This window comes from Pseudomonas sp. MH10, assembly GCF_034353045.1.
Taxonomy (GTDB): domain Bacteria; phylum Pseudomonadota; class Gammaproteobacteria; order Pseudomonadales; family Pseudomonadaceae; genus Aquipseudomonas.
The window spans coordinates 1,640,120-1,655,051 of the sequence record NZ_CP133783.1 but is presented as its reverse complement, the minus strand read 5'-3'; the positions used below and the strand labels follow the sequence as shown (position 1 = coordinate 1,655,051).

Genomic DNA, 14,932 nt, shown 5'->3' with positions numbered 1-14,932 from the left:
CTGGGCGGCAACTGCTTCAACCTTAAGCCGCAGGTTTCAACACCACCTTGGTCCAACCTTCATCCCGCGCATCGAAGTGCTCGTAGGCGCTCGGCCCTTCAGACAATTTCAGTCGGTGCGAAATAATTTGCGATGGCTTGGCTCGGTCGTGGTGAATTAACTCGGCGAGCTGCCGGTTGTACGCCTTGACGTTGGCTTGCCCCGTACGAATCTGCTGGCCTTTAAACCAGAATGCGCCGAAGTCAAAAGCCATCTTGCCTTCCTTGGCCAGTTCATTCTTGGCACCTGGATCTTGCGGGACAAACACCCCAACAACACCGATCCCACCCGTGGCCTTGGTTGAAGCAACCAGGTTGTTCATCGTCAGGTGGTTCGCTTCGTGACCATGGGCATCGCAGCACTGGTAGCCGACACACTCACAGCCCCTGTCTGTGCCCTTGCCGTGAGTCAGGTTAAGAATCTCATCGACTGCTTTTTTCTCCACCGCGTTAATCGGTGTAGCCCCCATGTGTGCCGCCAGCTTCAACCGATCGGGATGGGTGTCGACAACGAACACTTGTGAGGCGCCTTTGATCATCGCCGAGTGGGCGGCCATCAAACCGACCGGGCCAGCACCATAAATCGCGATGCTTTCGCCAGGTTTTAAACCGGCCAACTCGGTGGCATGCCAGCCGGTGGGGAATATGTCCGAGAGCATCACGTAATCGTCTTCCCGCTCTTTGGCGTCTTCCGGTAACACCAGGCAGTTGAAGTCGGCGTAAGGCACGCGTAACAGCTCCGCCTGACCGCCCTCATACGGGCCCATTTCAGCGAACCCGTAAGCTGCTCCGGCAGCGCCTGGGTTGGCGGTGAGGCAGAAACCGGTCAGGCCTTTCTCACAGTTCTCACAGAAACCGCAACCCACGTTGAACGGCAGGCATACCAGATCGCCGACTTTGATTCGGTCGACACCTGCACCAATTTCAATGACTTCACCGAGATTTTCGTGACCAAAAATTCGCCCGGTTTCAAAGCTGGTGCGGCCTTCATACATGTGCAAGTCAGACCCGCAAATATTGGTAGTCGTGATGCGGACCAGCGCGTCGGTGGGTTTTTGTATTTTGGCGTCGGGCACGTTTTGAACGCTGACGTCGCGAGGTCCGTTGTAAATAATCGCTTTCATGAGGCTCTCCGAATGAACTCATTGACACGCTCAGGGCGTATTGGGTTGTTCATGTCATTGGTCTTTCACGAAAAGCCGGGTGTTCAAAGAAACTGCGAAAAGGCAGACAAATGGTCGGGTTGGCGCAGCTCCTACAATTAAATTATCGATTATCAACGGGTTATGCCGTGTTTGATGAGCGCTGCCCAAGGTGCGACAAGTCCCAAGGACCTTCGCCAACAAGTTGGCCTACAGATAGTTGCATCGCCAACCTAACGCCTTATCAATTCATCCGTCCGCAGGCGGGAACCCGTTGCTAGTCCTCAAGTCTGTCCTCTACAGGCCCTATCAAGAGGAAGCAGGCATGCAAACCATGAAGGCAGTGAGGATAGAAACATTCGGTGGACCCGAGGTCATTCAGATTAAACAGGTTCCGATTCCAGAAGCCGCGTCGGGAGAACTGTTGATTCGGGTGGTCGCAGCCGGGGTCAACCCGGTCGATTATAAAATTCGCGAGGGAAAATATCCGGTCGTCAAAGCGGATAAGTTACCGCTGACCCTTGGTCGTGAAGTGGCCGGTATTGTTGAGCACATGGGATCGTCAGCGCTTGGAATGAAGGAGGGCGACCGGGTGATTGCGATGATTGGCGCAGACGGCGGCTATGCCGAATTTGCGCGGGTAAAAGCCGAGTACGCGTGCAAGGTGCCGGAAGATATTGATCTGCTAACGGCTGCTACCGTCCCTCTCGCCGCGCACACGGCTTGGCAGGCGTTGTTCAGCCATGGCCATTTGAAGGAGGGCCAACAGGTGTTGATTCATGGTGGCAGTGGTGGCGTTGGTCATTTTGCAGTGCAGTTTGCCAAGGCCCATGGGGCCAAAGTGTTCGCCACCGGATCGCAGAAGAGTCTGGCGTTCATTCAATCGCTGGGTGCGGATCGGGTGATTGATCACGATGCCGAGCGTTTTGAAGAGGTGTGCGCTGACCTGGACCTGGTTATTGATCTGGTCGGCGGCGAAACACAGCGCCGCTCGTGGGCCGTCTTGCGCGAAGGCGGGATTCTGGTCTCGACCCTTGAAGAACCCAAACAAGACATACCCGAAGCCAGTGGTAAAAGCGGCGTACGCTTCACCACCCAGCCCAGTGGTCTGCAACTGGCCGAAATCGTCGCCTTGATCAGTGCTGGCAAGGTCAAACCAGCGCTATATAAAACCTTCCCGCTTGATAACGCCAAACAAGCGCAGCAATTTCTTGAACACGAGCATGTCGAAGGCAAGATCGTGCTTGAAGTCAAAACATTCTGATCAGCCGTCTGTCGTCTGCCGCAGGGCGCTAGAGGATTGCTAACCGTTCACCCAAGGAAATTTCGGAGTTGTTCATGAAGCCTTATGTCATTTGCCACATGATGTCGTCCCTCGACGGTCACGCCCTAACGGACGGCTGGGATCGCCCGTTCAAAAAGAGCGCGGGTGATTTGTATGAAAAACTGGCTCAACAGTTCGAGTTCGATGCGTGGGCCTGCGGGCGGGTCACCATGCAGGAAATCGCCCACGGGGACGATTATCCCAAGGGACTGGCCAAGGCGCCGATCCCCCGCACCCACCACTTTGCCCAGCGCGACGCTGCTACCTATGCAATCTCCATTGACCCTCGCGGCAAGGTGGCGTGGAAGAACAATCAGGCGTTAGGTTCGCATGTAGTGGAGGTGGTCACTGAAAGCGTAACTGACGATTACTTGGCTTATTTACAGTCGATCAATGTGTCATACGTATTTGGCGGCAAGGCCGAGATTGATCTGCAGCAGGTTGTCGACCTCTTGGCGGTTGAGCTAGGTATCACGCGCTTGATCGTCGAAGGCGGACCTCACGTCAGCGGCTCGTTCGTTAACGCCGGGCTGATAGACGAAGTCAGTGTGCTGCTCCTGCCGCTGATTGATGGCCGCGGCGAGCATCCTGCTTCGTTTGAAGTGGCCAGTGATGCCTGGACGCAACCGACCTATTTGACGTTGGTTTCGGCAGACGTTCAGGAAGGTGGCGGGGTGTGGTTGCGCTATAAAAAATCGGCCTGAGTCCACGATAAGAGCCAACAAGTTGGCTCTTATCGTGGGTTGACCAGACCTAGCGTTTAGCTTATCTGATAGCCGTCAAACGCTTTTTGTTGCTGAAGTGCGGTAACGATATTTTTGCGGGTAGCGGGTTGTTCATTACCCTCGTTATCCATAAACGTTTCGACTTCCAGTTCGGCTGAATCACCTTCACCGACGAACGTAAACCCGAGGAACTCAAAGGCCTCACGGTCGACATTGGGCTTGGCGCGTGGCGTGCGAAGCGGCAGGGTGAGGCTTACGCCGTCTTTGCTGATGGTGAAAGCTTCGATCTCTTTTTTCACGCGGGCGATTTTGCTTTTGTTAGCAACGGGATTGCTGACAGCCTGGTGCGTCTGGTTGAGCACTTTAAGCGCCAAGCTGTACACCAATTCCTGAAATGCCGGATCGTCCTTGTAGCTGAACAGAATTCGGCTGATCGAGAATTTGCTGCTCAGGTCGGACAAGGCCTCGGCGTCGGCAGCTTCTGCGTCTTTAAGCTGTTTCAGCTCACCCATTAACTCGTAAGCTTTATCGTCGTCGACGTCATCTTGGGCTTGGCGAATCGCCGCTCGCAGCTGGCGGATCTGCTCGCTTTCTTTGGCCGTGTGAAAAGCGTCCAACACCATCTCGCTGACGGTTTTGGCTTGTGACACGTGCTGTGAAAGGTTGATTGCGTTTTCGTACTCCTGTTTCGAGGACAAGGAGATTACGGCTTCTTCTGTATGGGAGTCAGGCATTAATTTCACTATTTCATTGACTTGAATGTGGGGCGCGAAAAGCATCAGGCATTTCGGGGGTGCTTAATCTAGTGGACCAAGGCGGTGTTGTCACGGACGTTCAGCCGATAGGTCTGATACCGGCGGAGTAACAGATTTTGGCGCGAGAAATTTTACCCATGATGTGGAAATCAGGCGCTTAAAAGTGTAGAAAAGTAAGTGTCCAGTCAGTCAGGGATCAGTAAAATATGGTTATTACCGTTATAGAACGCGAGGAGAAAAATATGTCTCACGATGCTAGCAATGCGATGTTGCGCATGTGGGATGTATATCAGGGCGATGTCCTAGTAGGCGTGTATCACAACGAGGTTGACGCACTGAAATACAAGGAATTGCTCGAAAGTGGTCGCCTGGATAGTCTCAAGCCAGCGCCAAAAGCCTAAATCCAGAGATGAGGGCCAACCCGGTTAAACGCCGGGTTTTTAATGCCGATCGTCTGATGCTTTCGAACACGCGTCCTGATCACCTTTCAAAAATTTAGGGCCAACCGTTAGCGGCTCAAACAGAGGTGTTTATGGACCGTAATCCCACGTATCAGCGCAGTGCCCAATCGTCCCAGGATCCTGACATAGAAGATCTCGATCCGGATTCATTCGAAACCAATCCGGTTGCAAACGATATTGATCCAGATGCTGAAGACCTCGCACCTGATAATTTTCCGCAGCGCGATCCCGCTGCAGACGATTGGGAAGCCTCTGGCTCATCACCGGGTGAAGACGAGTTGGGTTTTGACCCGGAGTCACCTGACGTATCGGACCCACAGGTAGACCCAGTCGGTGCGGCAATAGTGCCGGGTGACATCCAAGACCCTGACCGCAAAAAAAACCAGAGCAACGATTACGACCCGCTGGGTGACCTGCGACCCTAATGCTGACCGCGTCCACTGCGAGGGTTTTTGGGTATTGGTATCAGCCGGCTGTCGGATACAACGCTGATAAATCGGCGATGGTAGTTGTCAGACGCTTCACCGCTTCCTGGTCGTCCGGCTGCAAGGACCTGAAATTAGCCAGCACGCTTTGTTCTATCTGGCTGAGGTTGTCAAAGCGTATAGGCGCCCTGGCGCCCGTCAAGACATAGAGCACGTCTACACCAATGGCCGTTAGCGCTGCAAAGTAGACGGCTTTGGGCACACGATCGCCGCCCTCGTATTTCCCCTGTGCGTTAGTCGCTACACCACCGCTTTTGCCGAAGGCTCGTTGAGAAAGCCCTAGGCGCTCTCTTTCTTTCCTTAGTCGGAAACCAATTCCATTCACTTGAATGTTCAATGCAGATCGCTCTATTCTTTCGGGTGGCCGATAGATTATTTATAAACCAGTTTGAACGAATTTGGATGGATTTGCCTATGTCTGGCATTCGAACGGCGGCACAAGCCAAGGCTTGGTTGGAACAACAAGGTAAGACGGTACAGGATTTTGCACGGGATCACGGCGTTGACCCGTCTACGACCTATCAAATACTTTCCGGCCACAAGAAGGGCCGACGGGGAGAATCGCACAAGGTTGCGGTGTTATTAGGGATGAAGATCGGCGTGATCTCTCCTGACCCAGTGATCGCTAATATGGCTCCCGGGCAAACTGAATAGTTTGCTTGCTTACCTACGCGTCGCGAGTTGACCGAGTGCCCTACTCAGTAGGCCACTCACCAGTGTTTAAGCATCAGCCTGTTTACCTGTGCCGAGGATTGCGTGTGTGCGAGTTAAAAACCCATTAGGCGTTTTTGAACGGGCACGCAGCGGCAGCCGCATTTTAGCGCCTCAAGGCTCACCGGCCACCTTGTCACCCGTTCGGCGACCACCCGCTACCGTTTTCAAGCTCGCTGCGTGTTCGCGAAGGATCACTTCATCGTCTTGCAGGGCCACGATAACGCCCGCAATTGACTTGAGGGCATTGCCATTCCCGCCTTGGATGAGCTCAACCGAAATGTCCAAAAGCACATTCACGGCTTCCCGAAGGTTATCAGCCGCATCGGCGAGATCGTGTTCAACACGCTTTGATCTGCGTCGTTTCCACATAGCAGCCTCCCCAGGAAAATAAATAGGTTAGTGCAGTGTGACTGCTGGCGTTTTGCCAAATTCCTTTTTTGCGCTTTTTTTTGTGAGAGGGCATAGACGTCTTGCACTGAGCTGAAGGGCGTCTAGGGGTCGACATTTCTTACTTGGCAGCCAAAATCCGGCAGTGGGAGTAGTTTGACTCCGCTGGCGCACGGTAACCCTTTTGAATTCAGCCACGTCAAGGTCCGGCCAGAAGCCGTTCTTTTTAGAACCCCAGAAACCACGAAGCCCCTGCAATTCATCGCTGAATTCAGGGGCTTCGTGTTGTTTCAATGTGGCGGTGAGGGAGGGATTCGAACCTGCCCGATCGACGATTTGGCACACGCGGCCCCCGGTTTATAAGGGCTGTAGAGGAGGTGGGTGAGCTGGTTTTTTCCCATGGTGTTCCCATGGATTCGCCGATTGCCACTTTGACGCCACCCTAACTATTTTTGGGGCTATCAGGAGAGGACTTTTTCAAAATTCATAACCTGCTGATTCATATAGAATTTTTATTTTAATGCCTTTCCAGATAGCCTAGGTGGCGACTTGATCGCCATGTGTCAAAGCCACGTATTCCGTGGTCTGTAGAGTATTTTGGCCACCGTTTCGCATAGGGTGGCGATTAATCCTCACTTTTCAGCGTGACCTGAAAACTAGCCATGCCTGAACGATATGGGCTTCGTTCCGAATCGGTCAGTGGGACATTTTCGATGGCCCCCATGCGTCGTTTTGCACGTTAGGTGGTTGACTGTTGGACGACGTTGTCCCATGGTTATCCACGAGGACTGCAACTGCGCATTCGTCAGGACTGGGCACCAGTTGTTTGCCCCCCCGCATTTTTGGCAGCAGAGAAAGCTGGTTTCTCTGAAGTAGTGACGGCAAGCATGCTTGCCGGATTCTGAACCCAAGGTCCAAGACTAGGAGCTAAAGAATCGCTGCGACTACTCCTCAAGCACACAAAAAAGGCGTCCTCTGGACGCCTTTTTTTATTTCTTTTGCGGCAATAAACAGATTGGTCTCATAGGGGGGGCACAGAATTTGGAAAAAGTCGTACGCTAGGCATTCGGCCTGCACCTACTTGAGTGCTGCCGCGTAGATTTGTGATAATGTGAATACACGTATTACATAGGAGCCTTAGACATGGCCACTTCCATTCGCTTGGCACCCGAAACCGAGCAGCGCCTAGATTTTTTGGCGACCAGCACCGGGCGTACCAAGGCGTATTATCTGCGCGAAATCATCGATCATGGTCTTACTGACCTTGAGGATTACTACCTCGCGGCTGAAGTCCTGGAGCGTGTCCGTAAAAATACAGAGGTCGTTCACTCTGCTGCGGACGTAAGGAAAGACCTTGGCTTGGACGATTGATTATACCGACACGGCCAAAACACAGTTGCGCAAGCTCGACAAGCAGTCAGCGAAGCGCATTCTTGATTTTATGGATGAGCGGGTGTCCAGCAGGGATGATCCGAGAACTACTGGCAAGGCGCTTACAGGTCCACTGGGTGGCTTGTGGCGGTATCGCGTAGGAGACTTTCGAGTAATCTGCGAGATTCAGGACGGTGCTTTACGGATACTGGTTGTACAGCTTGGCAACCGTCGAGAAGTTTACCGTTGAACCAACGTAACCCGCTGGCACGTCCAGTTGAAGCCATGTCCTGCGGGGCTTTCATCTCTCTGGCCACCACTCCGATGCAATCCTCGTATTTGCCCGGCCGTTAGCGATCTCATTATGGAAAATGTCCCGAAACTGGCGTTTTCCAAATTGCGGCCCCGCAAAACCAAGGTCTCCAGCTCCCCGTCTTCCCAAGCGACGACAGCGTCCCAGTGCAACCGCGATTCACTTCTCTTCAAAACCTTGCACAAAATGAAATCGGCAATTACCCGCTAAGCCCCACGGCCCGCCTGAGTCACAGCTTCGTTTGCACTACACCTGCGGTTGCATAAAAAACGAACACAAAGCCCGTCGGCGGGAGGGGGAAAAGTGCGTTCCTTCCCCCATTTTTTTTCGATGCACAGTTTTCACCCAATGCGAACCGTTGCACGCAGCAGTGTGTACGGTGTGTATTTGGCTGCTGATTCAAATCAAAGTCGTGTGTACGATACACAACGTCGGCAAGGGTGGAGGGAACGATGCGAAGTAGGGAAGTGATTGACTTAATGCTGGCGGATGGAGGGTTTGAAGTGGCGGTAAAGGGCAGTCACCACCAGTTCAAACACTCTACCAAACCGGGCCGGGTAACAGTGCCGCACCCCAAGTCCGACATAGCTAAAGGGACGCTGAACAACATACTGAAGTCTGCCGGCCTCAAGTGAGGTCGGCATGTAACACCGGGGTCCTTTGAGGACCACCAAGGGGTCTAAGACGAAATGAAATTTCCAGTCGTAATACACAAAGACGCGGATTCCGAATACGGGGTAACTGTCCCTGATGTGCCGGGTTGCTTCTCTTGCGGTTCAACCTTCTCGCAGGCGCTGGAAAACGTAAGCGAAGCGCTGGCTCTGCATCTGGAAGGTCTGGTAGCGGATGACGAGACGTTGCCGCAGGCACTGGAAGTCGACGCTCACCTGGACAATCCAGACTTCGCAGGGGGCGTATGGGCGGTAGTGGATTTTGACCTTACACCGTATTTGGGCAAGTCTGTACGGTTCAACGCTTCGCTGCCTGAGCACCTGCTGAATCGCATTGATCAGAAAGTAATGAAAGATCATCGTTATGCTTCACGTTCGGGTTTTTTGGCCACCGCCGCGCTACGCGAGTTATGTGCATAATCCAAGCGGTAATTGTAAATAATAAGGGCGCCGATTGGCGCCCTTATTATTTACAGGGTGATGGGTTTTAACTGGCCTACCAACGCCGTAGCCTTACCTTGATACCCAGCAAACGCCGCCGCACTATCCGGCGGCGGTGTCGGTCCGTGAACATGCACCGCAATCGCCGCATTCATCTCCCCCACCAAATCAATCAAATCCGGCGAACAGCATCAAGCGCTTTCCCTGGAACATTGATCACACAAGCCTTTGTGACTTTTGTCGAAAATGGCGTGCCTGTGGAAATGATGCCAAGTGCAGCAAGCAGCGCCATGCATTGAATGCTGCCCGGCGAACCGCTCAGCAGAAACGCTGAACGGCGTCCACTAGAACCAACGCTTCAACATTCTAGGCCCGGAAACGGGCCTTTTTTGTAACCATTGGCTTTCCGTTTTTGCATCGATATAAAAGTAAGGGACTACATGACTAATGGCGTCGAAGCTCGGGGCAATTCAGTCCGAATCTACTTTGACGCGTTACGCAAAGTGCATGCGATCACCCAAGGGGGGGAGGCGGACATTGTAGAGATTGTCGAGCGGGACAATCGAACAGTCAGAAATCACAAACTCCATTTTGTGTTCGTGAACACCGTCACTGGTGAGCCCCACGCTAGTGATCTCAGCATTCGAGAACGCTTCTTCGTTGCCCACCTGAAAAACGCAGGTGTTCGATACCGAGGGCCTGGCCAGTGCCGACATACGTATGCCAGCCAACTGTTGAGTACCGGCGTCGCTTCAATCGACTGGATCGCGGAGCAGATGGGTCATACCAATGGAAACATGATCCGCAAGCACTACGGCACTTGGATTAACGAGGATGGACCAGACGTCATCGGCATCCTCGAACATGCCCTAAAACTCTAGCGCTATTCCCATATTGTTCCCATATGGGTAAAAACGTATTTTTTTCAGCCCTCTAAAACCACAAAACCCCTGAGATTCTTTAATGAATTCAGGGGTTTGGCGTATTTCATGTTTGGCGGTGAGGGAGGGATTCGAACCCTCGATAAAATTTCTTCTATACACACTTTCCAGGCGTGCTCCTTAAGCCTCTCGGACACCTCACCGTATCTCGTCAAACCATTCGGTCTGTCGAGGCGCGCTAATGTAGTCGAAACCTTTGACGAAGGCAAAAGTTTTTTTCAGAATTTTCATGTGCTTAAAGCGGATAACGCTCAAATGCAACACGGCCTCGGCTTCGTGGGAAGTCCGGGGCCGTGCCATGGGCTGACGTTTGCTGGTTATCAGGCGCCGAAGCCGACGTCGATGGTCAGGCTCGCGCCGGTGATGTAGCCCGCTTCCGGGCCGGCCAGGTAGGTGACGAAGCTGGCGATTTTGTCGCCGGTGCCGTGGCGGACCGACGGCAAGCAGTGAGATTAATGAGTCGGCGAAGTTACCGCCGAAGGTTTCGACGGTAGTATCTCGCTGTACTACAGCGAACATAACCTGCTGCCCGGCAAGACTCGGGTGTTTGTCGACTTTGTGATCGAGCAGTTTGCCAATCAAAACCTGGCGCAGGTATTCAGCGCCCTCTAGAGGACAAGGATCATATGGATATTCAATCCAACGCAGTGCTGGTGCTGATTGATATGCAAAAGGGCATCAATCATCCGAAGCTGGGACGGCGCAACAACCCTCATGCCGAGCTGCAGATGCTTCGGCTGCTGGCCCTTTGGCGCGCGACTGAGCGTCCGGTTATTCATGTCCGACATTTTTCCCGGTCCCCAGACTCCGTATTCTGGCCGGAGCAATCGGGTGTCGACTATCAACCTGAGTTTCTGCCGGTGGAAGGCGAGCGCGAGTGGCAAAAACAAACACCCGATGCGTTTTGTGGGACGTCATTGGAAAGTGAGCTGCGCACCGATTCGATCAGCCAAATCGTCATCGTCGGCGTGGTGACTAACAACTCAGTAGAGTCGACGGCGCGCAGTGGCGGCAATCTTGGGTTTGACGTACTGGTCGTGCATGACGCCTGCTTCACCTTCGATCAGCCCGACTTCTTCGGCAATCCGCACACCGCCGAAGAAGTGCATGCCATGTCGCTGGGTAACCTGCATGGCGAGTACGCGACGGTGGTGGCGACGAATGAGGTATTGGACGCGCTTGGGAGGTGGTCACGGTTGCACGGTGCTGTCAGTAAAAACACTGGCCAACCGTAGGAGCGCGCTTGCCCGCGATCGGCTGCGAAGCAGTCGTAAATCAGCCGCTCGATTCTTTCGGTCGAAACCGGGTCTGCCTAGTGGGACCGCTTCGCGCTCCATCGCGGCAAGCGCGCTCCTATGTGTTTTTGTACGGCGCCATCGACACGGCCTACAATTTGAACCGCGCCATCTGTGAGGCCAGATGGTCGGCTTTGTTCGACAGTTTCAGGCAGTCCTCGCGGCAAATCTGCACGTCTTTCGCCGTCGATTGCGCAAGGTCGGCAATGCCTTGAACATTGCGGTTGATCTCTTCGGTGACCGAACTTTGCTGCTCTGTGGCGGCGGCGACTTGATGGTTACGGTCGGTCAATTCCTCGACATGCCCTGCAATGGCATCCAGTGAGTCACCAGTGCGGCGGCTCGCTTCAACACCGGTGCCCGTGGCGGCTTGACCTGCCCGCATGGACGCTACGGCTTGGTCGGCACCGCCTTTGAGTTCACCAATCATCTGCTGAATTTCCCCGGTAGCGCTCTGAGTACGACCGGCGAGGGTGCGAACTTCATCGGCGACCACCGCAAATCCACGTCCCAGTTCTCCGGCACGCGCCGCTTCGATGGCTGCGTTGAGGGCCAATAAATTGGTCTGCTCGGAAATACTGCGAATCACCGTCAACACCTGATCGATGTTGGCGATCTTGGTGGCCAGCGCTTCAACCGCGCCTGTTGCGCTGCCGACACCGTCGGACATCGCCTGAATATGAGCAATCGATTGGCCAACGATACGTTTGGCCGACACCGCTTGGTCCTGCGTGCTGCGTGACACCTGTGCAGCGGCACCGGCATTCCGGGCAATTTCCTGCACCGTCAGGCCCATCTCATGCACAGCGGTCGCGACCATGTCGGTCATCTGTTGTTGCTGCACCGCCCGCGTCGAGGTGTTTTCCACCACCCGCGCGACATCTCCCACGCTTTGGCGTAATTGTTCGCTGGTGGTCAATGCATCGCCGATCAGTTCGTGCAGGCTTCCAATGAAACGGTTGAAGCCCCGCGCCAAATCGCCCAGTTCGTTTTCCCGATGATCATCCAGACGCCGGGTCAGGTCGCCATCGCCGCCACCAATGTCGATCAGCGCGGTAGTGACCTGACGAATTGGCCGCACGATGCCACGTGCTATCCAGGCCACAAAACCGAGGAAACACAGCACCACTGCCAGACTGATAGCGGAGATGATCGTCAGTGCGTCTTTGGCCGGGCCGTAGACTTCCGCCAGCGGCACCTCACTGACCAGGGTCCAGCCTAGTGAATCCACCGGCGCGGCCAAGGCCACAAAAGCTTGGCCGTTGCGCTCGAATTCGATTGGGGTTTTACCGGTGGTAGCGCCCAACAACGAGTGGGCCGGTCCCGCGCCGACCAACTGCTCCAGCGACTGGCGGTCGTTGAAATCGGCGTTGGGGTGAACCTTGACCTTGCCGTCCGGGCTCACCAGATAGACTTGACCATGCTCATCAAAATGAAAGTTACGGACCATTTCTGACAAGGCGCTCAAGCTAAAACCAAGGCCTGCCACGCCGACGACGATGCCGTTGCTTTCAATCCGCTGGTTGATGAACAGCGTAGGGACTCGGGTGGTTTGATCAATGTCGATTTCCAGCGCGCGCGGTTTGCCGCTGGCGAGGAAATCATAGAACCAGCCGTTTTCCTTGGCGCCAGGCTGCAACGTGCGGTCCACCCCTTTGTTGGTGAAGTAGTGGCCGCTGTCCTTGGCGACGATAAAGGTGGTCAATGCTTTGTGTTGCTGCTGGATATTGGCCAGGTAACGCACGAAGGTCGCTTGTTGGGCAGGGTCTTCCCCCGTGCGCAACCAATCCTCCACCAGTGTGTTGTCGGCAATGTCACTGGCGGCGGTGAGGGGCGAAGCGAGCAGCCGCTCAAGGTCGTTGCGGATGGCCTCGACACTGGCGGGCATGGCTTGTTGCAGCAGATAGCGATCGGTCAGCCGGTTCAAGGCGAAGGCATAAATGGCGATCACAATCAGACTGCTGATGACCAATGCTGCACCCATGCTCAAGGTGAGTTGCCACTGAATACTTTTTCGCCAGACAGGCATAGGGAAACTCCACGTAAAACGAGCGGACGCACAACCACGACGGAAAAGTGCTGAGAGGGGGCTTTTGCATAAGGCAATAACTGCGCCATAAAGCTGAACTGCAGGTCAACTTTATGGGTTGTCTGCGGCGCAAAGCGCTGGATTAGAGCGGATAACCGTTAAATATATAAATCCGACGTCATGCAAAACGGGCCGCCCGCCGAGACACAACACTGTGTCGTTTTGGAGCAGTTCAGCGAGGAATGGGTGGTTATGTGGCATTTGGCCAAGTTGTAGGGCAACAGACGTGGATGCATGGCTGGCGGGATGGCCTCCAACTCCGTACCATCCTCAACCCTCTTTTCCCGCCTTCCTGCGTCTGACTTCGCTGGCGAACAATTTAGGTAAGCCATGAAATCAAATCGCCTACGCGCCGATGCCTTGGCTGGACTGACGACGTCATTCGCGCTATTGCCCGAGTGCATCGCTTTTGCCCTGGTCGCCCACCTTAATCCGCTGATGGGGCTTTACGGCGCCTTCATCATCTGCACCTTGACTGCCCTGTTCGGCGGCCGCCCGGGAATGATTTCCGGCGCGGCGGGATCAATGGCGGTGGTGATCGTCGCGCTGGTGGTGCAACACGGCGTGCAGTACCTGCTTGCCACCGTAGTGATCGGCGGGTTGATCATGATCGTGTTTGGCCTGCTGAGACTGGGCAAGCTGATTCGCATGGTGCCGCACCCGGTAATGCTCGGCTTCGTCAACGGCTTGGCGATCATCATCGCCTTGGCCCAGTTGGAGCAATTCAAGAGCGGAGAAACCTGGCTGAGCGGTCCAGCGCTTTATTTGATGATCGGGTTGGTGGCATTGACCATGGCCATCGTCTACCTGCTGCCACGTTTGACCCAGGCTGTGCCGTCGGCGCTGGTGGCCATCCTCGGTGTCGGTCTGGCGGTGTATCTGCTTGACCTGCCGACCCGCACCCTTGGTGACATGGCGCACATTGCCGCAGGCTTGCCCGGTCTGGCGCTGCCTCAAGTGCCGTGGAACCTGCAAACCCTGTTCATCGTGACCCCTTACGCCGTATTGATGGCTTTGGTCGGCATTCTTGAAACCCTGTTGACGCTGAACCTTACCGACGAAATCACCGAAAGCCGTGGTTACCCGGATAAAGAGTGCGTGGCGTTGGGGGCGGCCAATATGGTCTCGGGATTGTTTGGCGGCATGGGCGGATGCGCCATGATCGGTCAGACCGTGATCAACCTCAGTTCCAGCGGTCGTGGGCGTTTTTCCGGCGTGGTCGCTGGGGTAATGATCCTGTTATTCGTGCTGTTTCTTTCCCCGCTGATCGAGCACATTCCGCTGGCCGCATTGGTCGGGGTGATGTTGGTCGTGTCGCAGCAAACATTCGCCTGGGCCTCGTTGCGGGTGCTGAACAAGGTGCCGCTGAACGACGTGTTGGTGATTTTAACGGTGACGGTTATCACCGTATTTACCGACTTGGCCACCGCTGTATTGTGCGGCATCGTCATTGCCGCGCTCAATTTCGCCTGGCAGCAGGCTCGCGAGCTCTATGCCGACAGTTCATTGGAAGCAGACGGAAGCAAGCTCTACCGCTTACACGGCACGCTGTTCTTCGCCTCGACAACACCATTCCTCAATCAGTTCGACCCCGCCAATGACCCCGCCCACGTGACTCTGGACTGTCGCCGCTTGAGTTTTGTCGATTACTCGGCCATCGCCGCGCTGAAGGCCTTGCGTGAGCGCTACGTCAAAGTCGGCAAGCACTTGCACGTGCTTCACTTGTCCGAACGCTGCAAGCAGATGCTTAAGCGCGCCGGCGTGCATCACGATTGAGGAG

The 14,932-nt window shown here is 54.6% G+C and carries 16 protein-coding genes, 1 tRNA gene and 4 pseudogenes; 13 read left to right on the top strand and 8 right to left on the bottom strand.

Going from position 1 to position 14,932, the window contains the following annotated elements:
* Nucleotides 1–22: 22 nt before the first annotated feature.
* Nucleotides 23–1,162, bottom strand: coding sequence for a glutathione-independent formaldehyde dehydrogenase (locus RHM59_RS07425; RefSeq protein WP_322168858.1), 1,140 nt, complete (start codon nt 1,160–1,162; stop codon nt 23–25).
* A 343-nt stretch (nt 1,163–1,505) separates the two neighbouring features.
* On the opposite strand from RHM59_RS07425, the gene RHM59_RS07420 reads away from it, so the two are divergent.
* A complete protein-coding gene (locus RHM59_RS07420) occupies nt 1,506–2,444 on the top strand; it encodes an NADP-dependent oxidoreductase (RefSeq protein ID WP_322286301.1) in 939 nt (312 codons plus the stop codon).
* A 74-nt stretch (nt 2,445–2,518) separates the two neighbouring features.
* On the top strand, nt 2,519–3,208 hold the full coding sequence (locus RHM59_RS07415; RefSeq protein WP_322168864.1) for a dihydrofolate reductase family protein: 690 nt from the start codon (nt 2,519–2,521) through the stop codon (nt 3,206–3,208).
* A gap of 56 nt (nt 3,209–3,264) precedes the next feature.
* Here the strand turns inward: RHM59_RS07415 and RHM59_RS07410 are convergent, their stop codons facing one another.
* Complete coding sequence (locus RHM59_RS07410; protein WP_322286300.1) at nt 3,265–3,963, bottom strand: hypothetical protein; 699 nt, start codon at nt 3,961–3,963, stop codon at nt 3,265–3,267.
* A 263-nt stretch (nt 3,964–4,226) separates the two neighbouring features.
* Between RHM59_RS07410 and RHM59_RS07405 the strand changes: the two genes are divergently transcribed.
* Together RHM59_RS07405 and RHM59_RS07400 are read left to right on the top strand one after the other, a co-directional pair.
* Entirely contained in the window at nt 4,227–4,385 is a 159-nt protein-coding gene (locus RHM59_RS07405; protein ID WP_322286299.1) for a hypothetical protein, read from the top strand.
* A 338-nt stretch (nt 4,386–4,723) separates the two neighbouring features.
* Complete coding sequence (locus RHM59_RS07400) at nt 4,724–4,870, top strand: DUF6021 family protein (RefSeq protein ID WP_416195083.1); 147 nt, start codon at nt 4,724–4,726, stop codon at nt 4,868–4,870.
* A gap of 40 nt (nt 4,871–4,910) precedes the next feature.
* On the opposite strand, the gene RHM59_RS07395 is transcribed toward RHM59_RS07400, so the two are convergent.
* Nucleotides 4,911–5,255, bottom strand: a complete 345-nt coding sequence (locus RHM59_RS07395) for a transcriptional regulator (RefSeq protein ID WP_322286682.1) — start codon at nt 5,253–5,255, stop codon at nt 4,911–4,913.
* An 89-nt stretch (nt 5,256–5,344) separates the two neighbouring features.
* Between RHM59_RS07395 and RHM59_RS07390 the strand changes: the two genes are divergently transcribed.
* Nucleotides 5,345–5,584, top strand: coding sequence for a DNA-binding protein (locus tag RHM59_RS07390; protein WP_322170849.1), 240 nt, complete (start codon nt 5,345–5,347; stop codon nt 5,582–5,584).
* Nucleotides 5,585–5,755: 171 nt separating this feature from the next.
* Here the strand turns inward: RHM59_RS07390 and RHM59_RS07385 are convergent, their stop codons facing one another.
* A complete protein-coding gene (locus RHM59_RS07385; RefSeq protein WP_322168873.1) occupies nt 5,756–6,013 on the bottom strand; it encodes a hypothetical protein in 258 nt (85 codons plus the stop codon).
* Nucleotides 6,014–7,174: 1,161 nt separating this feature from the next.
* On the opposite strand from RHM59_RS07385, the gene RHM59_RS07380 reads away from it, so the two are divergent.
* The 5 genes and pseudogenes from RHM59_RS07380 to RHM59_RS07360 form a co-directional block, all read left to right on the top strand.
* Nucleotides 7,175–7,402 carry a hypothetical protein gene (locus RHM59_RS07380; protein ID WP_005730594.1) on the top strand — a complete coding sequence of 76 codons (228 nt, stop codon included), beginning with the start codon at nt 7,175–7,177 and terminating at the stop codon, nt 7,400–7,402.
* Nucleotides 7,386–7,652, top strand: a complete 267-nt coding sequence (locus RHM59_RS07375; RefSeq protein ID WP_005730593.1) for a type II toxin-antitoxin system RelE family toxin — start codon at nt 7,386–7,388, stop codon at nt 7,650–7,652. Before RHM59_RS07380 ends, RHM59_RS07375 begins: the two co-directional genes overlap by 17 nt.
* 515 nt (nt 7,653–8,167) lie before the next feature.
* The gene (locus tag RHM59_RS07370) at nt 8,168–8,350 is read left to right on the top strand and encodes a type II toxin-antitoxin system HicA family toxin (RefSeq protein ID WP_322168889.1); all 183 of its coding nucleotides are present in this window, start codon (nt 8,168–8,170) and stop codon (nt 8,348–8,350) included.
* A gap of 54 nt (nt 8,351–8,404) precedes the next feature.
* Complete coding sequence (locus RHM59_RS07365; protein ID WP_322286298.1) at nt 8,405–8,806, top strand: type II toxin-antitoxin system HicB family antitoxin; 402 nt, start codon at nt 8,405–8,407, stop codon at nt 8,804–8,806.
* 560 nt (nt 8,807–9,366) lie between these two features.
* A pseudogene (locus RHM59_RS07360) lies at nt 9,367–9,708 on the top strand (site-specific integrase); the annotation flags it as partial.
* Nucleotides 9,709–9,821: 113 nt separating this feature from the next.
* On the opposite strand, the gene RHM59_RS07355 reads toward RHM59_RS07360, so the two are convergent.
* Together RHM59_RS07355 and RHM59_RS07350 are read right to left on the bottom strand one after the other, a co-directional pair.
* Nucleotides 9,822–9,911 (bottom strand) — tRNA-Ser (locus RHM59_RS07355).
* A gap of 177 nt (nt 9,912–10,088) precedes the next feature.
* Nucleotides 10,089–10,242, bottom strand: a pseudogene (locus tag RHM59_RS07350) (SDR family oxidoreductase); the annotation flags it as partial.
* Between the two features lie 12 nt (nt 10,243–10,254).
* Between RHM59_RS07350 and RHM59_RS07345 the strand changes: the two are divergent.
* Both RHM59_RS07345 and RHM59_RS07340 read left to right on the top strand, forming a co-directional pair.
* Nucleotides 10,255–10,380: pseudogene (locus RHM59_RS07345) on the top strand (LysR family transcriptional regulator); the annotation flags it as partial.
* A gap of 14 nt (nt 10,381–10,394) precedes the next feature.
* The gene (locus tag RHM59_RS07340; protein ID WP_322286297.1) at nt 10,395–11,003 is read left to right on the top strand and encodes a cysteine hydrolase family protein; all 609 of its coding nucleotides are present in this window, start codon (nt 10,395–10,397) and stop codon (nt 11,001–11,003) included.
* A 151-nt stretch (nt 11,004–11,154) separates the two neighbouring features.
* Here RHM59_RS07340 and RHM59_RS25420 read toward each other — a convergent pair whose 3' ends face one another.
* Complete coding sequence (locus RHM59_RS25420; protein ID WP_416195082.1) at nt 11,155–11,859, bottom strand: methyl-accepting chemotaxis protein; 705 nt, start codon at nt 11,857–11,859, stop codon at nt 11,155–11,157.
* A 198-nt stretch (nt 11,860–12,057) separates the two neighbouring features.
* A pseudogene (locus RHM59_RS25415) lies at nt 12,058–12,951 on the bottom strand (cache domain-containing protein); the annotation flags it as partial.
* A 531-nt stretch (nt 12,952–13,482) separates the two neighbouring features.
* On the opposite strand from RHM59_RS25415, the gene RHM59_RS07330 reads away from it, so the two are divergent.
* Nucleotides 13,483–14,928 carry a SulP family inorganic anion transporter gene (locus RHM59_RS07330; protein ID WP_322286295.1) on the top strand — a complete coding sequence of 482 codons (1,446 nt, stop codon included), beginning with the start codon at nt 13,483–13,485 and terminating at the stop codon, nt 14,926–14,928.
* Nucleotides 14,929–14,932 lie beyond the last annotated feature (4 nt).